Source organism: Rhodopirellula sp. UH5 (assembly GCF_056839225.1).
The window spans coordinates 1,833,050-1,848,670 of the sequence record NZ_CM166390.1 but is presented as its reverse complement, the minus strand read 5'-3'; the positions used below and the strand labels follow the sequence as shown (position 1 = coordinate 1,848,670).

The following is a 15,621-nucleotide window of genomic DNA, read 5'->3' as shown; positions in this document are numbered from 1 at the left end:
GATTTGGAACTCGGCGATTCGGTGGCAGACAATTTCGTTTGAAGACACAACTTCGTCGATGGATATGGGGTAAGGTGGACACTTGTGGAAGTCGTTGGCGACGTCCTCCACAGGTTTGTTCCGTCCCTTTTAAGAGGATGAAGGTTTGGCTTCCGATTCGGACCTTCCGGGGGAAACTCCGTCGAGTAAAACTCAACCGGGCTACATCAATCGCCTGTCCGAGACATCGCAAGTGGATGCGACCATCGCGTCTGGACGGGCGGTTCCAAGCATCGAAACCCCGGACTGGATTGGACGCTATCGCGTCATCCGTCGGATCGGGAGCGGAGGCTTTGGTTCGGTGTTTCAAGCCAAAGATGAGTCACTCAACCGTGACGTCGCGATCAAGATTCCACTTCGGTCGCTGCAAGATGTCAGCGATGAATTTCAGTGGACGTCGGAAGCCCGGATGGTCGCCAAACTGGACCATCCCAACATCGTTCCTGTTTATGACGTGGGCCACTCGGACCAGTTTCCCTTCTTCGTCGTATCGCGATTCATTGAGGGCGTGGATCTTCGCGAACGTTTGCTGGCGTCCAAACCTTCGCTGGACGAAGGGCTGGGGTGGATTCGCTCGATCGCCGAAGCACTGCATCACGCGCACTCCAACGGCTTGGTTCACCGAGACGTCAAACCAAGCAATCTTCTGATCGACACCCAAGACCGAGCTTGGTTGACTGATTTTGGATTGGCGATGAGTGACGATGCTCCTCGCCCGAGCCGGGCGGGATTGCTGATCGGAACCTATTCCTACATGAGCCCCGAACAAGCTCGTGGTGAAGGCCACTTGGTCGACGGTCGAGCAGATATCTTTGCCTTGGGGATCGTGTTGTACGAGCTCTTGGTGGGACGGCGTCCCTTCAGCGGTGGCTCCAGCCAACAGTTGCTGCAAGACATTGTCCGGGCCGAACCGAAGCCGCTGCGGCAATTTGATCCGAATTTGCCGATGGAGCTGGAACGCATCTGTTTGAAGGCGTTGGCCCAGCGAGTTTCGGATCGCTACCCCACTGCCGCTGCCATGGCAGCGGACCTTGGTTCTTACCAAACCGAAGAGTCCACGGTCGATTACAGCGGGGATTTATCGGCAACCTTTGTTCCCGCTGCCAATGCGTTGTCTTCGCCGGGCGAGTTGGCAAACTTGCTTCGCCCCGACGCCGAGCCACGTGTGATTCCGAAAGGATTGCGGGCCTTTGACCAGCATGATCGCAGTTTCTTTTTGCAGTTGGTTCCGGGGGCACGAGACGCTCACGGGATTCCTGAAGTGCTGCGTCAGCTGAAGATCCGGATTGACGCTCGAGACAGCGACGAGGCTTTTCGTGTGGCGCTGATTTACGGGCCGTCGGGTTCCGGGAAGTCATCGTTGATGCAGGCGGGCTTGGTGCCGTTGTTGGATGCATCCGTGGAAGTCGTTTCGTTGGAAGCGAACGCGACGCACACGGAATCCTGCCTGTTGGCGGCACTGCAAAAACTGGACTCGAACATTGCTGCGGAGTCCACGCTGATCGGCGCGATGGCATCGATTCGAAAAAATGGTGTTGGTGGGGGGAAAAAGGTCCTGGTCATTGTGGACCAATTTGAGCAATGGCTGCACATTCACTCGAGGATGCAAGACGAAGTCTTGGTTGACGCGATTCGCCAGTGCGACGGCAAGAACCTGCAATGCTTGTTGTTGATTCGGGACGACTTCTGGATGCCTGCGACTCAGTTCTTTCACGAGCTGGATTTGCGATTGGTTCAAGACGTGAACTGCATCGCGGTGGACCGCTTTGATCGCAGGCACGCTCACTATGTTCTGACGCAGTTCGGTCGGGCCTATGGATGCTTGCCGGAAGACCTGGGGCAGATCACGGCTGAACAGACCAAGTTCATCTCGCGGATCATCGAGGCTGTTCAAGAAAACGGCAGAGTGATATCGATTCATTTGGCTGTGTTGGCGCAAATGTTGAAGAGTCGCACGTGGGATCTGAAGACGCTGGCCGAGTTCGGTGGCGCCGAAGGGGTCGACATCGTTTACCTTCAATCAACCTTTGAAGACTCCAATGCTTCGCCGCACCACCGAAGGCTGCGCGACCCTGCCAAAGCCGTGTTGGCCGAGTTGCTGCCCGAGCGAGGGACCAAAATCAAAGGGCAGATGAAAGACCTGGATCGTCTGCAAGAAGTGGCCGGTCTGGATGACGCGACCTTCGGCGAACTGATTGAAGCGCTCGATGGAGAACTTCGCTTGATCACGCCCACGGCAGCGTTGATTGGTGTGGAATCCGATGTGTCCCAACGCAGCTATCAGTTGACGCACGACTTTTTGGTGGAGCCCATTCGGGATTGGTTGACTCAAAGTGATCGCCAGACTGCTCGTGGGCGAGCCCGACTGCGTTTGAATGAGTTGACGGAGTATTGGAAACCGAAACGCGAAAATCGGTTTTTGCCAAGTGGTTTGGAATACCTCCGTTTTCTCGCTTTGACCGCATCGGCACAACGCACGGAAGATCAGGCCAAGCTGATGGCCGCCTCAACTCGTTTTCACGGAACACGTTGGGCCATCGCTGCAGTTCTGCTGGTTCTCGCGGGCCTCGCTGTCGCCACCGTCAACCAGAACATTGCCAATCATCTGGCCAAGCAAGAAACGGAGTCGATGGTTTCTCGGTTGCTCGCCGCCGATGTGGCAATGGTGCCTCAGGTGATCGAAACCATGCAGTCAATTCGAGAGGAGGCGGAACCTCGATTGCAATTTGTGGTGGCGGATTCAACCAAGTCGCCTCGAGAGGTCCTGGCGGCCAGGTTGGCTTTGGTGGATCAGGATCCCAGTCAGATTGAACCTCTGGTTGATGCCATTCCGCAATCGAGTCATGACACCCTGGGCGTGATCGCGGAACGTCTCGCCCTGCAATCGGAACTTGCAACGCAAATGCTTTGGTCCCGGTTTGGATCCGACACTCTGGATGAAGACCGGCGACTTCGGTTTGGTTGGGTGCTCGCACAACTTGATCCAGCGAATCCTGATTGGAAACATCATGCTTCCCATCTAGTGCAAGCCATCGTGAACCAGAATCCAACACGAGTCGGTGAGTTGACACCGGGCTTCACACGGATCGCCGAACACATCCTCGAACCCGCTGTTGAGTACTTCGCACCCACATCAGAAGCGAATCAATTTGATTTAGGCAGCGACGTGCGATTGAACGCTGCGTTTCTGATCTCGCATTGTCTGACGCCTGCCGACCCTCTCCTGAAGGACTTGTTGATCGCGGCGGAGAAGGACCAGTTTGAGTTGCTGCTATCGGTTGCGAAAACGGATCCCCGGTCGATCTCGCAATTCCTCAACGAAGAATTGGGTGAGCGAGCGCTGCCCACTTGGACGGACACCGCAGACCTCGAGCGGTTTCTGGAAATCAACGTTGAGTTGAAAAACGAAATCAGAGGAATGCAAGGTTTGGTCGGAGAGGCGTTCGCAATGGTTCAGTGTTGTCCCTTGGACGACTTTGAATCGCTTGCACGATCGATGCAGCCGTTTGGGTTCCGTCCCGAGTGTGTTCGCGTCTATGCGAAAGGCTTGGATTCGTGTGTCGCGGCTGTTTTCGAAAGGGACGGGCTGGATTGGCGGTTCACCGTTGACGTTGATCGCGAATCCGTCGACGAGATTCAACAAGCGATGCGCGACGATGGGTTTTATCCCTGTGACGTGACGGCGGTTCCGGACGATGTTGTTGATGCGGAATCGGATCCGATGCAAATGTTGCAGAAATACGGCGTGCTCTGGACGGAACGACCTCATGGTGTCATTGATTCCAGGATTTACCTGGGACTATCGGATTCGGAGCATCAATCGAAAGGCTGGGAGCCGCTTCTTCACGGCGGGTTCGTTCCCAAATCGAATTTGAAACGCCGCCATCCCAGTGGGAGCGATCGCTACAGTTCGGTGCGTCATCGGTTGGTTTCACCTCCGATGACGGAGGACGCTTGGAACGAGAGCCCCTACAGCTTTCAGACGCGGGTGACGTTGGGGAAATATCAAACGGACATCCGTATGAACCCTCCAGGCGAGTTCGACGAAGACACGGTGAGCTATTCCGCGATTTGGTGGAACGGTGGCGCGTACGAATCAAAAACATTGGAACGGCTTCCCGCCGAGGACCATTGGCGAGCGTCAAAGGGATTGGCCGCGGAAGGCTATCGCTTGGCCAGTCTGTCTCTGGTGGAAGACGACGAAAGCGTTGCGGCATCGGTTTGGATCCGTCCCGTTGTGACGGATGAACAAAAGGACCATGTTGCGAGTCGGCAAGCGAATGCCATCATCGCATTGACCCGTCTGGGATCTGCGGAGCACCTCTGGGAATCCTTGAAAGACGCCCCTGACCCTCGTTTGCGATCGTTTCTGATGGATCGGCTGGCGTCGCTCAGTGTCCCCTCCTCCATTTTGCTGGAGCAGTTGCGGGTGGAGGACAATGAATCTCGTCGGTTTGCATTGCTCGCTTCGCTGGCGCGATATCGTCCTGAGCAGTTGCCCGCGGATGATCTTCGGGAGCTAGAAACACTGGTGAGCGATTGGGGGACGAACCATCCTCAGGCTTCCATTCATTCGATCTGTCGGTATTTGGCGAATCGTTGGAAGTGGGAAGAGGTCGTGGAGGCGATTGATCAATCCGATCGCCCTTCATCGTCGGCTGACCATGTGTCGGAAGCGGCCACCGTTTCAGGCTCGGATGAATTGGCTCCCGTTTGGGACCGAAACGGGCAAGGGCAAACGATGGTGACCATTCAGGGACCAGTGGATTTTGTGATGGGATCTCCCGGCCATGAGTCTTTTCGCGATCACTCGTTGGAGATTCCCATTCGCACCCAGATCCCTCGGACATTCGCGATTTGTGACGCGGAGGTGACCTTGGAGCAATTCCAGCGTTTTGATCCCGATGCGACTTACGCGACCCAGTACGCACTTCAACCCGACTGTCCGATGACTTCCGTTGGGTGGTTCGATGCGATCAAGTACTGCCGTTGGCTGAGTGAACAGGAAGGCATTCCTAAATCGCAAATGTGCTACCCGTCAATCCAAGAAATTGAACAGTCCTACCAGTTGCCCGAAGGGATCAAGCGTCCCAAGGATTTTCTGGAACGCACGGGTTACCGACTGCCAACGGAAGCAGAATGGGAATATGCCTGCCGCGGACGAACCCACACGCCTCGTTCCTATGGGAATTCGCCTGAGTTGCTGCCTCAATACGCCTGGACAACGGAAGGGGCCGCCCAGGGCTCGAGAATCCTGTTTCGACCGGTCAGGCAGTTGGTGCCCAACCCGTTCGGTTTGTTTGACACTCTCGGGAACGTGATGGAGTGGTGCGAAACTCATGAAGTCTCACGCCGCGAAAACAAAACGATGCTTGTCGACACGACCAATGGCTTGATCGACAACCAGTCGACTTTTCGAGCCGCACGAGGCAGCGCGGTGTTCTACATTCCGACCACCATGCGTTCGGCCAAACGAGAACAAGAAAAGCTTTACACGCACCACCCTTATCTTGGATTTCGCGTCGCACGCACGTTGCAGGTGGTGGAAGAACCCAAAGCGGAATGAGCGGCTGTGATTCAGCCGTGAGGGGGAGTTTTGGGCCGTGATAAAATGCTTTGGCCCTGACAACGAGCCCAGCCAATGATCAAGGGGCAAGCCGTGTCCGTTCTTCCCATTGGCCGTTCGTATTTCGTTGGTAAACCGTTCCCTTGTTCGTGATCACTCGGAGCTTTTGGTTGACTGTCCGCAGGTCGATCGGCTTGCTGGCATTGGGGGAGAGGGAAACGAGGGACCAAGTCGCCGAAGCTGCTTGGAACTGGTAGAGGTTTTGGTCTTCGGTGAGGGCGTGAAGTGGTTGAGAGTCCGCTGCTGCCATCATGCAAACCTTTTTTCCCGCCAGCGGGGCGCGACTGAGATGCGACCAGCTGGCGCCTACGCCGGTGTCCTCCAGTTGGTAAACGGTTTGATCGCGCGCCAGCAGAAACAGGTTTTTGTTGTTGCAAACCAGGTCATCCACTTTCCACGAGGATGGCGAGATGACTTGTCCGTTCTCGTAGACTTTTCGGTCATTCTTCAACAGGAAGTGCCTCCGGATAGGAGGCGGCGGTGGGGCGAATGGATTCACCGGGGTCGCTGAATCGACTTTGACCATCCATGCTTCGTAGGGGGCGTGTTCTTTGATTCGCAACACATGAGCTTCGGCACACCACTGGCTGACGTCGATCGAATCAAAGTTGTCGTACGACGCCCAGCAGAATCCTTGGTCCTTCCATTGCGTTCCCCATGAATTCATCAATCGAAGGGATCGTTTTTGGTCGTCGTAGCCAACCGCGGTGACGGCATGATGGTTCACCTCGGAGGATGAATCGCTGCTCCAGAGGTAGGGGGAGCCGTCGTTTTCGTCGGAGCGGAACTCCGTTTCCATGCGAACAACCAGGATGACGGGGTACCCTTCGTGCAAGTACAGCTTGATCTCATCCAGGTTGCGAGCACGTGTGTTTTCGAGCAGTCGGAAGGTGTTCGCCTCGACCGCTGCTTGTGGTGTGGCTTGTCGGTTCGTTTGATCCAGGTTTGCTCGTGATGCACACCCATTGAGTTTCAAAAAATCGATCGCTCGTTGAACGGTCAACCCTTCTCCATTGCTGGAAATCTGATCGTAGACATATTCGGGACTGAAGTGGTCGCCAGCGAAGGTCGGTTTGCGTCGACGTTCTTGGCTGATTTGGCATGAGTAGGTCGAGTAGGCAACCGCCCACGCGACGCAATCGTTTTGGGCTTGTTTTCCGGGGGTCGGCAAATGGTCTCGCAGGTCGACTTGCTGTGGCAGGACGACCGAGTCTGTCGGGCCCCAATTCTGGTCAATTCCCGGGGCCATGCTGTACGCGGCACTCATCGGCGGGGCGAGATGAGTCTCAGGCTCGGCAGTTCGATCGCTTGCCGGAACGGGAACACCATTCAGAGTGGCGGTGCCCGGAATCACCGCACTTGGAACTGACGCAGCGGTGGATGGCGAAAGGTTCGTTCGTGTCGGAATCTGTTCGTAGATTTGTTTCGGCATCAAAATGACGCCGGGGTTGTCGGCGGACTGAGCAGCCACCTTGCTCTGGCAAATGGCAGTCAAAGCGACGCCGACAAGAGCTGTCAAGAAACACAAACGCATGCTGTCCGGCCAAAAAGGAAGATTCAAAGAAGGAATTGGAAATGGTTGGTTCCGAGTCGCTCGCTCCAATTGGCAAACTTGCGTGGGGCGTGAAAAAGGAATAGCCTTCTTCTCCGTGGGGTGAACAAACCAGCCGCTAGCATTCTATCCGAGGCAAGCATCGTGAGTAAAAGTCCAGAGCAAGTTCGTGCCATGGCATTGTCGGGCACCGTCTCGATACCACCGCGTTTCCCCGAATTGGCGACCATCACTTTCGAAAAGGGGGATGCCGTTGCTGATCCCGCCTACGTGGTGGCGAGTCAGCAGTTGTCGCCGAAGCTCGCGGTCAAACGCAGTTTCTACGCGATGGACGTGAAATGTTTGTTCGTTCCCAACTCCACCGCCGACGTTGATCTGGAAGATGGCGAGTGGTTTGAGGGCGAGAAACTGGCTCAGAAAGCGTATGCGATGATGAACAAGGAAAAGTTGATTGGCATTCTTTACGTTCGAGAGCAGGCCCAGTCGTTGCTCGAAATGGAAGCCGGCATGACGGCTGCGGAGAGTGCGGAGTTCTACCCGCCGCTGCCGGAGGATCGTTCGGTCAACCATTACAACATGGAGCCATCAGGGGTTTCCGCCGGTTGCCACTGAGGTCGTTCGATGAATTTCATGCCAACGATTGATCTGGCGCTGCTCACTCGAGACGATCGCCCCTTGCAGGATTCCGTGCGGGACGCGATTGAGTCGCAAGTCGATGTCCGATTGAATGTTCACCGAGTCATCGGTCAACCTGGTCGGACGGACGCCAGCCGAATGGCGACCATCGTTCGGGCTCGAAACGAAGCGGTTCGTCGTGGGCGCTCGGACCACCTGATGTTCTTGGACGACGACGTGGTGCTTGGCAAAGACTGCATCGCTCGGTTGCACCATGCCTTGATGGCGAGGTCCAACTACGGTGCGTTTGCCGCGGACTACTTGGGTGAGTCATCGTCTCATCGCGATTCCCGGCATGTCGCGATGGGAGCAACGTTGTTCCGTCGATCCGTGTTGGAACGGAATGCGTTTCGTTGGGAACCTTCCAAGTGCGAATGTTTGTGCCAGTGCGAAGACGTGCGCCGAAGTGGAGCCCGCATCGGTTATTTGAGCGGCGCCAAAGCATGGCATCTGTCGCCTCGGCATTCGGCGACCGATTGTGCGACTAGGAATGTTGCGGCAGTGGATCCGCCTCCAATCAGCGTGAACCCGGAGGTCGTGAAGAACGCGAAAATTTTGGTGGCGTTCAATCGTCGTGATGTCAGACGATTCCAAGACGTCTTCTTGCGGACGTTGCGGGCTTCGGGAAACCGTCAGGAAGTCATCGTGGTGGGGTACGGGTTGTATCCCAGCGAGATTCAGAAACTGCAAGCGTTGCCGAACGTCCGTTTCATTCGTCAACCGTACAACGGGCAGCTTCCACCGGTGAGGCGATTGGCCGACTTTCGCGACATCGTCGCGCAGCTGCCAAGCGAAACTTCAGTGGCTTACTGGGATGCGGGGGATGTGTTGTTTCAAGGTCGGCTCGATGCGCTTTGGCAGCAGACGCAGCAACACCCCAGCAAGATTTTGGCGGTCAGCGAACCACTCGGATTCCCCTACAACAACGCGATTCGTGGGTGGACGCGAACGATCGAAGATGCGTCGATGCGTCGGCGTGCGTTTGAGCTCTTCGCATCCAACCCATTCTTGAACAGCGGTTTCAGTGCGGGAACAGCTGAGTCATTGAACCGATACTTCACCGAAGCGATGCGATTGCAAAACAGGGAACTGCGTGGAACGACCGATTGGGGCGACCAGACGGCACTGAATTTTTATTGCCACAGCGATGCAAGTCGTTGGGTGGAAGTCGCAGAGGGTTGGAATTTTTGTGTCCATGATCGCCGACGAGGCGATGTTCGTGTCCTGCCCGATGGGCGGGTGTTGAATCGTCAGGGCGCGGCCATGCCCGTTGTGCATGGGAACGCTCGCTCGTTGACCCAGCTGGCGATCGTTCGATGAGCCCTTCATGAAACACATCGATGAAGACACGCCGACCTTCGTGATCAGCACGCTCGACGAGCAATCAAAGGAACGCGTTGGTCAAATCGAGTGGCAGCTGCACCGGGCAGGGTTTCGCAATGCGGAGATCATTCAAGCGAAGACGCCCGAGACCGAAGATTTTGAACGCCTCGGCTTGCCGGCGATCCTGCAGGGCAGATGGCGATCCGACCTTCAGCATCTATGGGGGTCTGCTGCATGCACGTTGTCGCACATCCAGTTCTATGGTCGGCCCGAAGAGGAACTGCCTGTCATTGTCTTGGAAGACGATGTCACAATTCATCCGGAGTTCTTTCGCTATCTAGAAAAAGTGGATTTCCCGGAAGAAGTCGAGTGGGACCTTTGTCATCTGTCGTATTTCAACCCTCTGGTGGGAAGCCAAGGGAACCCCACGCACCTTGTCGCACCCAATCTGGTTCGGTGCCCAGCGGACCATGTCGCTGGCACGTACAGCTACATCGTCAACCAATCCTTCCTGGAACGTTTCGTTCCATTGGTGGAGGAAGTCGATTGCCAATTGGCTCATCGAACGCATGCGGTTCGCAGTTTTGTGATCGAACATGATCCGAAATTGACGTTGCCAGATTTCAAACTGGACAGCGTGCGGAATTCGCTGGATCGAGTTTCCTGGCAACGAAACAACCCACCATCCGATTGATCGGAAAGTCAATTTTGGGCCTCAATCGACGTCGCCCAATTTGCCTGGTCGCTTTCGCAAAGCCCCTGGGTTGCCAGTTCGTGGAGGGAGAATTCGGATGGGGATTTCATCTTGGTGCGGTCAAAGGGTTCTGCTAATTTCCCTCTCATCGCCGGAGAGCCAGGAAGGCCCCCGCAAACGGCGATGCGATCTTCACAGAACCGGAAGGGAGTCCGACGTGGAAAACACGCAGAAAATTGGCCCAGCTTTGACCGGACAAGCCGCGCATATCCGTTGGATGATTCGACGAGATATGCCGGATGTCTTGGGGATTGAATCCAACTGCTTTGAGTTCGCTTGGTCGGAGGATGACTTCATCCGCTGCCTTCGCCAACGCAATTGCATTGGCATGGTGGCAGAATGCGACGAGCGTGTGGCGGGTTTCATGATCTATGAACTGCACAAGAATCGGTTGCATATCCTGAACTTCGCCGTTCACAGTGATTACCGACGTCACGGCATCGGCAACACGATGATGCGAAAATTGCTGGGCAAGTTGTCTCAGGAACGTCGCAATCGCATCATGCTGGAAGTTCGCGAGACGAACTTGGAAGCTCAGTTGTTCTTCAAGTCGTTGGGTTTCAAGGCCATTTCAGTGCTGCGAGATTTCTATGACGATGCGACGGAAGATGCCTACCTGATGCAGTTTCGCTATCAGCCGACGGCAGAAGAGTTGGCTGCCCCTCACAATCGCATCACGCGGATGGCTGGCTGAATCCAGCAGCAGGTCATTTCATGACCTGACACGCAGGGCGTTGCACTTCATGTTCAACGCCGTGTTTTGTTGCCGTGTTGTTGAGTGCCGCTTGATGACTTCAGGTGGCAAACTGGGGCGGTGGTCTGTGGCGTTCGATTGCGATCGAGCGATTTCAGGTCCGCGGTTGGATGGTCCATGCTCGGACGCTTCTCACCCGAACCTCGTCTCGGCCTTGTTTGATAAGGTCTCGATTTTTGGGCGTGGCGACGTTCCTCCCGTACAGTCCTGCGTCGACCGGGATTTGTTCCCCATCGGCTCGAAGGTTCTGGTGATCACTGGATTGGCCTGCCCCCGTGTTCGCTTCTCGTGAGATGATCAGGTACATCGGTACTGTTGGTACCAGTTTGGAGTCGCGGACAACTGCTTTGCCGTCGACAAACCAGATCAAAGCCTGTTCGGTCCAGAACAGGCCGATTTTGTGCCAGCCTTGATTGATTCCCGGGACATCGATCGATGTCTTGCCGTCTTCTCGAAGTTCGTTGAAGGTGGATGGTGGATTCGTTTTTCCACCGATGCACTTCATGAGCAGGATGTTGTTGCGGGATTCAGCCTCTGGCGAATCTTGTTCGACGACCATCTCGTGTTCGTAGATGTCAATCTCAAGCCCGTTGGCTGGATCATTGTCATACGCACCGCTTTGTTCCGAAGCTGGCATCAGCCAAAACGAATGGCGGTGAGCGAGTGCTTCCATGCCCTCGAAGTTCACCTCGATTTCAAAGAATGTCCCTGGCTCAAAGGTGATGTTGGGTGAGGCCGTGTCGGTCTTCCCGGGTTGTCCCCAGAATTGATCTTTGGGGACCTGTTGATCGGATCGTTCGACCGGCACTTGTTGGCCGTTCATGCTTTTCAGTGCAAAGGTATCGAACCATGACGTGTGGATTTCAAAGTCGGCAAAGTTGACTTCGCCTCGGGCGGCGTCGTTCGGATCGGGGTCAAGGTAGGCAAAATTGCGAGGCGATTCGCCGGCGTCGCGGCTTGCAAAACCTTCGATGTCTGAATCGGCGACGAAGCCTCGTTGGATCAACACGCCGTCTTCGATCGATGCCGTTTGGTCGTGGTGTTTGTCGTACCAGGCGGCGTGCCGCCGTCCCGGTCCCTGGCGGTGCTGTCCGGCATTGTTGCTGACACCCATGTCTTCGCGACGGAGGAAGCCTGTTTTGGGATCCAGTGTCTCGAGCGAGCAGAAATCCAAGTCGTAAGTGAGTTGGAACTCAAAGCGTTCGTGCGCGCGTTGATCATTGATGGAAGGAAGGTCCTCCGCGATCACCGGGGATAGAAGTGAGAGGGCGAGGGCAATCACGCCGGTTGGTCGACTGCACATGTTGTGGCTCTCTATCTTTTCGAAGGTTGTTTGGCAGCGTCAGCGGACGACTGTTGGGTGGTTTGCTCGCTTTGGTCAATCATAGCTTGCATTTCGGCAAGTTCCGTGTCGCTGGCGTCCTCAATCACGCTGTGAGCATTGCCGGGGGCGCAACCTACCTGGCACAGAATGCATGAGCACAACAGGAAGATGCTGAAGGCAACAAGACGGGGCTTTTTCATCGTGACGATCGAATGAAGGGAAGAGTGGTGTGAATTCATCGGGCGGTGGTGGTCGATGCCAATCGAATTTGCGAGGGCATCAGAACTCGCCGTTGATCACTTCTTTGGACGAACGCGTGCCGAGTGCACCCCACAATCCATAGGGGCTTTGGGCGCCTGGTGTGTTCCATCGCCAGATTGGTTCTGCACCGGAGTTTCCGGCTTCGATGGAATCGGTGATGAATTTCACCGCTCCGTCTCCCATCAGCACGTGCACCCCACCTTGATGGCGGCTGGAAGTCGGGAACGAAGTCAGCAGTGAAGCTGTGTCGGTCGTGCAGAGTTCTCGGTTGGGCGCCAGTGCCGTGTTGCAGGCACTGAAGTTCTGGTAGGCATCCGCCCATCGGAATCCGCGACCGTCCGTGACTGGAACGCGTGGGTCGGCTGCTGGTCCCCAGAACTGAGGCCGTTCGGGATCGATCCAGTTGGGCAATTGGATCGCGCACCAGGCAGGATTTTTGGACGGGCCGGCAATCCATGAAGCTTGATCCACCGCGATCGTTCGCTTGTCGTCATCGCCCAGGTCGGTGGCGATTTCACCCGCCGCAATCGTGTTGGACAGGCCGTCCAGAATGTCTCGGAACGCCATGTTTTTGTGCATCACGAAAAAGCCCCGAGCTGAAGCTCGGGTTTCTTCCGAGCGAACGGAATCCGGTTGCAGGTAGTCGTTCAGTCCACCCTCATGAACGTTGTAAACGCTGTCGCCGAAAGAGGCCGCGTAGTTGGTGCGCCCAAACGCAGGGAGTCCCGAACCGGGATCGCTTGGGCAACGGAAGGTCGGCATCTCCGTCACCCAGGGGCCGTAGTCAAGTCGCGTTGGCGAAGGGCCCATCGCTGGCCAGGGCGGTGTCCGGGTTGATTTGTCAGCGTTGAGACCATTCGGGCGACTGATGGCATCCCACATCGCTTGCTGTTCCATGAATGGCAGCAAGCCAACGAGCATGCTGAGCCGGAGGTTGTTGGCTACTTCGCTGCTGGACCACCAAGCCGCTGGGCCGGAGTTGAGTGAATCGTAAGTTCCGGCTCCCTGTGCAGGCAGTCGATTGTAGGCCGAATGGTAGTTGTGCATCGCCAACCCAATTTGCTTGAAGTTGTTGCTGCAACTCATTCGCCGAGCGGCTTCTCTGGCAGCTTGCACTGCGGGCAACAGCAACCCCACCAGCACGCCGATGATTGCAATCACCACCAGCAGTTCGACGAGGGTGAAGCCTTGTTTCGGTTTCTTCTTTGACGGCATGGTCAGTGGTCCGGTGACGCTTGAAACTGCTGGGGAAGAACGCTGGGAGGGGGCTGTTCGAAAGCCAAGCGATCCTAGTTTGTGTCGGAGGTCTGAAAACCCCTCTCGTAGATGAACATTTGTCAAGCGGCGGCTAGCGGTCCCGCAACGCGCAGGAACGTGTCTTCAAGTTGCCATGCAGGTGTTTTCTGCGGCATTTTCAGGTGCCGAGTATCAAACGCCGCGGGACCGGATCATGGCTGTCAGGACGCCCCATCCCGAAACGCAACTTCAAGCTCGCGCATTGAGGCGTTGCGAACACGACAAATGAATGCTTCGCAACCTTACCTATCCGGGCGATCAGGCCGATGGGTCTGCAGTTGCTTGAGTCAACGTTTGGGGGCCACTCCGATTTCCGCTGACAGCTCTTGAAACGCGTCCAGCCATTTCGCGGTGATCGCCTCCGCAATGCCCGCGTCTTTTTTTGCCCGGAGTTCATTCGCGGTGGCGCCCCAGTAGAAGCTGATCCATCCATCGACATGCGATTCAGACTGCAGGACGAAAGTCGACAGTTCGTCGACCCCGCATTTCATTGGGAACATCTCTTCGACGACCAGCGGCTTCCCGACTTCGTAGGCCTGCAGTGACTTCAAAGCGTGGTCAATCTTTCCTTTCTCGGGATAGAAATGAACCGAGGCAAAGTCCAGTCGCTTGCCGATGTCGGGCGAGTGGAAGAGCGGCTTTCCACCACCAAAGACAAACACCCAGGGGATCACACCGACGGTCACCATGGTCTCTGGGTCCTGTTCGCGAATCGCATCGACCATTTGGTTGACCCAGGCTTCCGCAATCTCTTCGCGACTTCTTCCTTTTCGGTCGAGTGCCAGTCGCTGCACGAAGAACTTGCCACCAAGCTCACCGGCCAGCCAGTCCGTCTCGGGGGACTCGCCTGGTAGGATCGGTTCATTCATCAGGTCGTAGCAAAAGATGGCAGGGCTGCCAGCGCAGGCCTTCGCGACCGACGACCAAAATCGGGCTTGCACCGCCCATCGCTCTGCCTCGTTGAGTTCATTCAGCCAAGCAGGAATGTTGGCTTTGTGGTAACAGGCCAGCCCGGTAATATCGAGGTACAGGCGTTTGGATTCGGCCAGTTTGATCAGCTGCTTGAGTTGGTTCACCTGCGACGGGGACGCCTGCTCGTGTGATTCCATCCACAGGCCGATCTGCAGGTGAATGCGAACACAGTTGGCACCGAGTTGCTGAATTTCGCCAAAGTCTTCGATGACTTTGTCCCACTCTTCGGTCCAGTACTCATCGAGTAGGCGTCCCGATTCATCGTGATCGTAGTTCACGCCCCAAGCCACGAAGGGCTGTTCTGAGCCAGCCTGAATGAACGAGTGCCCGTCGGGGCTGACTCGGATCGCCGGCAGAGGTTCTTGGGCCCGCCCGACGCTGAGGTGGGTCGTTCCGGTGATCCAAAGCAAGCAGAGCATTGCCAAGACGGAGTGCCGCCAGGTGGGGTGCATTTCAGTTCCTTTCAGGTGGAACCGAAATGATACCATCGTTGGTGGCAGGTGGATTGATTGATTGCCAGGCGGTAGCCGGCTGGGGGCGGGGCTAGATCGCTTCTCCGCCGCGTTCGCCCGTTCGGATCCGGACGCAGTCGTCCATTGGCAGGACGAAGATCTTTCCATCGCCGATCTCGCCGCTCTCACCGCTGCGGCCGCCTTCCAGGATGGCGTCGATGGTGGGCTGCACGAATTCTTCGTTCACGCCGATCTGCAGCTGAACTTTGCGGAGCAGGCTGACGCCGTAGTCACGGCCTCGCATCGAGCCCGTTTGGCCTCGTTGGCGGCCAAACCCTTGGCAATCCACCACCGTCAAGCGGTGCACCTCCACTCGGGTCAATGCCTCTTTGATGGCATCCAATTTGGAGGGTTGAACGATTGCGATGATCAATTTCATGGACGGTGCAAGTCTGAAGTTGCGAGCAGGCAAATCGAGCGAGCTATTCGAGCGGGCAAGGAGGCTGCCCTTTCGGCGTTCAGGTCCGCTCCTGATCGCTGAACGAAAGCTGGTGGCGTCGAGGGCCAACCAGGAATTTAGTCGATCGCCAGTT

Annotated in this window: 10 protein-coding genes; 5 read left to right on the top strand and 5 right to left on the bottom strand. The window is 56.2% G+C overall.

The features are described from left to right. Positions 1-145 precede the first annotated feature (145 nt). On the top strand, positions 146-5,605 hold the full coding sequence (locus UH5x_RS06870) for a bifunctional serine/threonine-protein kinase/formylglycine-generating enzyme family protein (protein ID WP_482635180.1): 5,460 nt from the start codon (positions 146-148) through the stop codon (positions 5,603-5,605). 79 nt (positions 5,606-5,684) lie between these two features. Here UH5x_RS06870 and UH5x_RS06865 read toward each other — a convergent pair whose 3' ends face one another. Further along, the gene (locus tag UH5x_RS06865; protein ID WP_482635179.1) at positions 5,685-7,226 is read right to left on the bottom strand and encodes a C1 family peptidase; all 1,542 of its coding nucleotides are present in this window, start codon (positions 7,224-7,226) and stop codon (positions 5,685-5,687) included. Between the two features lie 135 nt (positions 7,227-7,361). On the opposite strand from UH5x_RS06865, the gene UH5x_RS06860 reads away from it, so the two are divergent. From UH5x_RS06860 to rimI, 4 genes are all read left to right on the top strand, one after another. Then, entirely contained in the window at positions 7,362-7,829 is a 468-nt protein-coding gene (locus UH5x_RS06860) for a hypothetical protein (protein WP_047813496.1), read from the top strand. Positions 7,830-7,838: 9 nt separating this feature from the next. Further along, positions 7,839-9,212, top strand: a complete 1,374-nt coding sequence (locus tag UH5x_RS06855; RefSeq protein WP_482635178.1) for a glycosyltransferase family 2 protein — start codon at positions 7,839-7,841, stop codon at positions 9,210-9,212. A 7-nt stretch (positions 9,213-9,219) separates the two neighbouring features. Then, the gene (locus tag UH5x_RS06850; RefSeq protein WP_482635177.1) at positions 9,220-9,909 is read left to right on the top strand and encodes a glycosyltransferase family 25 protein; all 690 of its coding nucleotides are present in this window, start codon (positions 9,220-9,222) and stop codon (positions 9,907-9,909) included. A 277-nt stretch (positions 9,910-10,186) separates the two neighbouring features. Beyond that, positions 10,187-10,663: a ribosomal protein S18-alanine N-acetyltransferase gene (gene rimI, locus UH5x_RS06845; RefSeq protein WP_102017535.1), complete on the top strand. Its 477-nt coding sequence runs from the start codon at positions 10,187-10,189 to the stop codon at positions 10,661-10,663. Positions 10,664-10,817: 154 nt separating this feature from the next. Here rimI and UH5x_RS06840 read toward each other — a convergent pair whose 3' ends face one another. From UH5x_RS06840 to UH5x_RS06825, 4 genes are all read right to left on the bottom strand, one after another. Then, entirely contained in the window at positions 10,818-12,026 is a 1,209-nt protein-coding gene (locus UH5x_RS06840) for a LamG domain-containing protein (protein WP_482635176.1), read from the bottom strand. A gap of 300 nt (positions 12,027-12,326) precedes the next feature. Further along, positions 12,327-13,523, bottom strand: coding sequence for a DUF1559 domain-containing protein (locus UH5x_RS06835; protein ID WP_047813491.1), 1,197 nt, complete (start codon positions 13,521-13,523; stop codon positions 12,327-12,329). 368 nt (positions 13,524-13,891) lie between these two features. Then, positions 13,892-14,995 (bottom strand): cellulase family glycosylhydrolase, encoded by a 1,104-nt coding sequence (locus UH5x_RS06830; protein WP_482635941.1) that lies wholly within the window; start codon positions 14,993-14,995, stop codon positions 13,892-13,894. Between the two features lie 124 nt (positions 14,996-15,119). After that, a complete protein-coding gene (locus UH5x_RS06825; RefSeq protein ID WP_007327264.1) occupies positions 15,120-15,467 on the bottom strand; it encodes a P-II family nitrogen regulator in 348 nt (115 codons plus the stop codon). Positions 15,468-15,621 lie beyond the last annotated feature (154 nt).

Excerpts from the sequence above, each read along its gene's own strand:
- UH5x_RS06850 (WP_482635177.1), top strand. The coding sequence starts at position 9,220 with ATGAAACACATCGATGAAGACACGCCGACCTTCGTGATCAGCACGCTC.
- UH5x_RS06840 (WP_482635176.1), bottom strand. The coding sequence starts at position 12,026 with ATGTGCAGTCGACCAACCGGCGTGATTGCCCTCGCCCTCTCACTTCTA.
- rimI (WP_102017535.1), top strand. The coding sequence starts at position 10,187 with ATGATTCGACGAGATATGCCGGATGTCTTGGGGATTGAATCCAACTGC.
- UH5x_RS06830 (WP_482635941.1), bottom strand. The coding sequence starts at position 14,995 with ATGCTCTGCTTGCTTTGGATCACCGGAACGACCCACCTCAGCGTCGGG.
- UH5x_RS06825 (WP_007327264.1), bottom strand. The coding sequence starts at position 15,467 with ATGAAATTGATCATCGCAATCGTTCAACCCTCCAAATTGGATGCCATC.
- UH5x_RS06855 (WP_482635178.1), top strand. The coding sequence starts at position 7,839 with ATGAATTTCATGCCAACGATTGATCTGGCGCTGCTCACTCGAGACGAT.
- UH5x_RS06835 (WP_047813491.1), bottom strand. The coding sequence starts at position 13,523 with ATGCCGTCAAAGAAGAAACCGAAACAAGGCTTCACCCTCGTCGAACTG.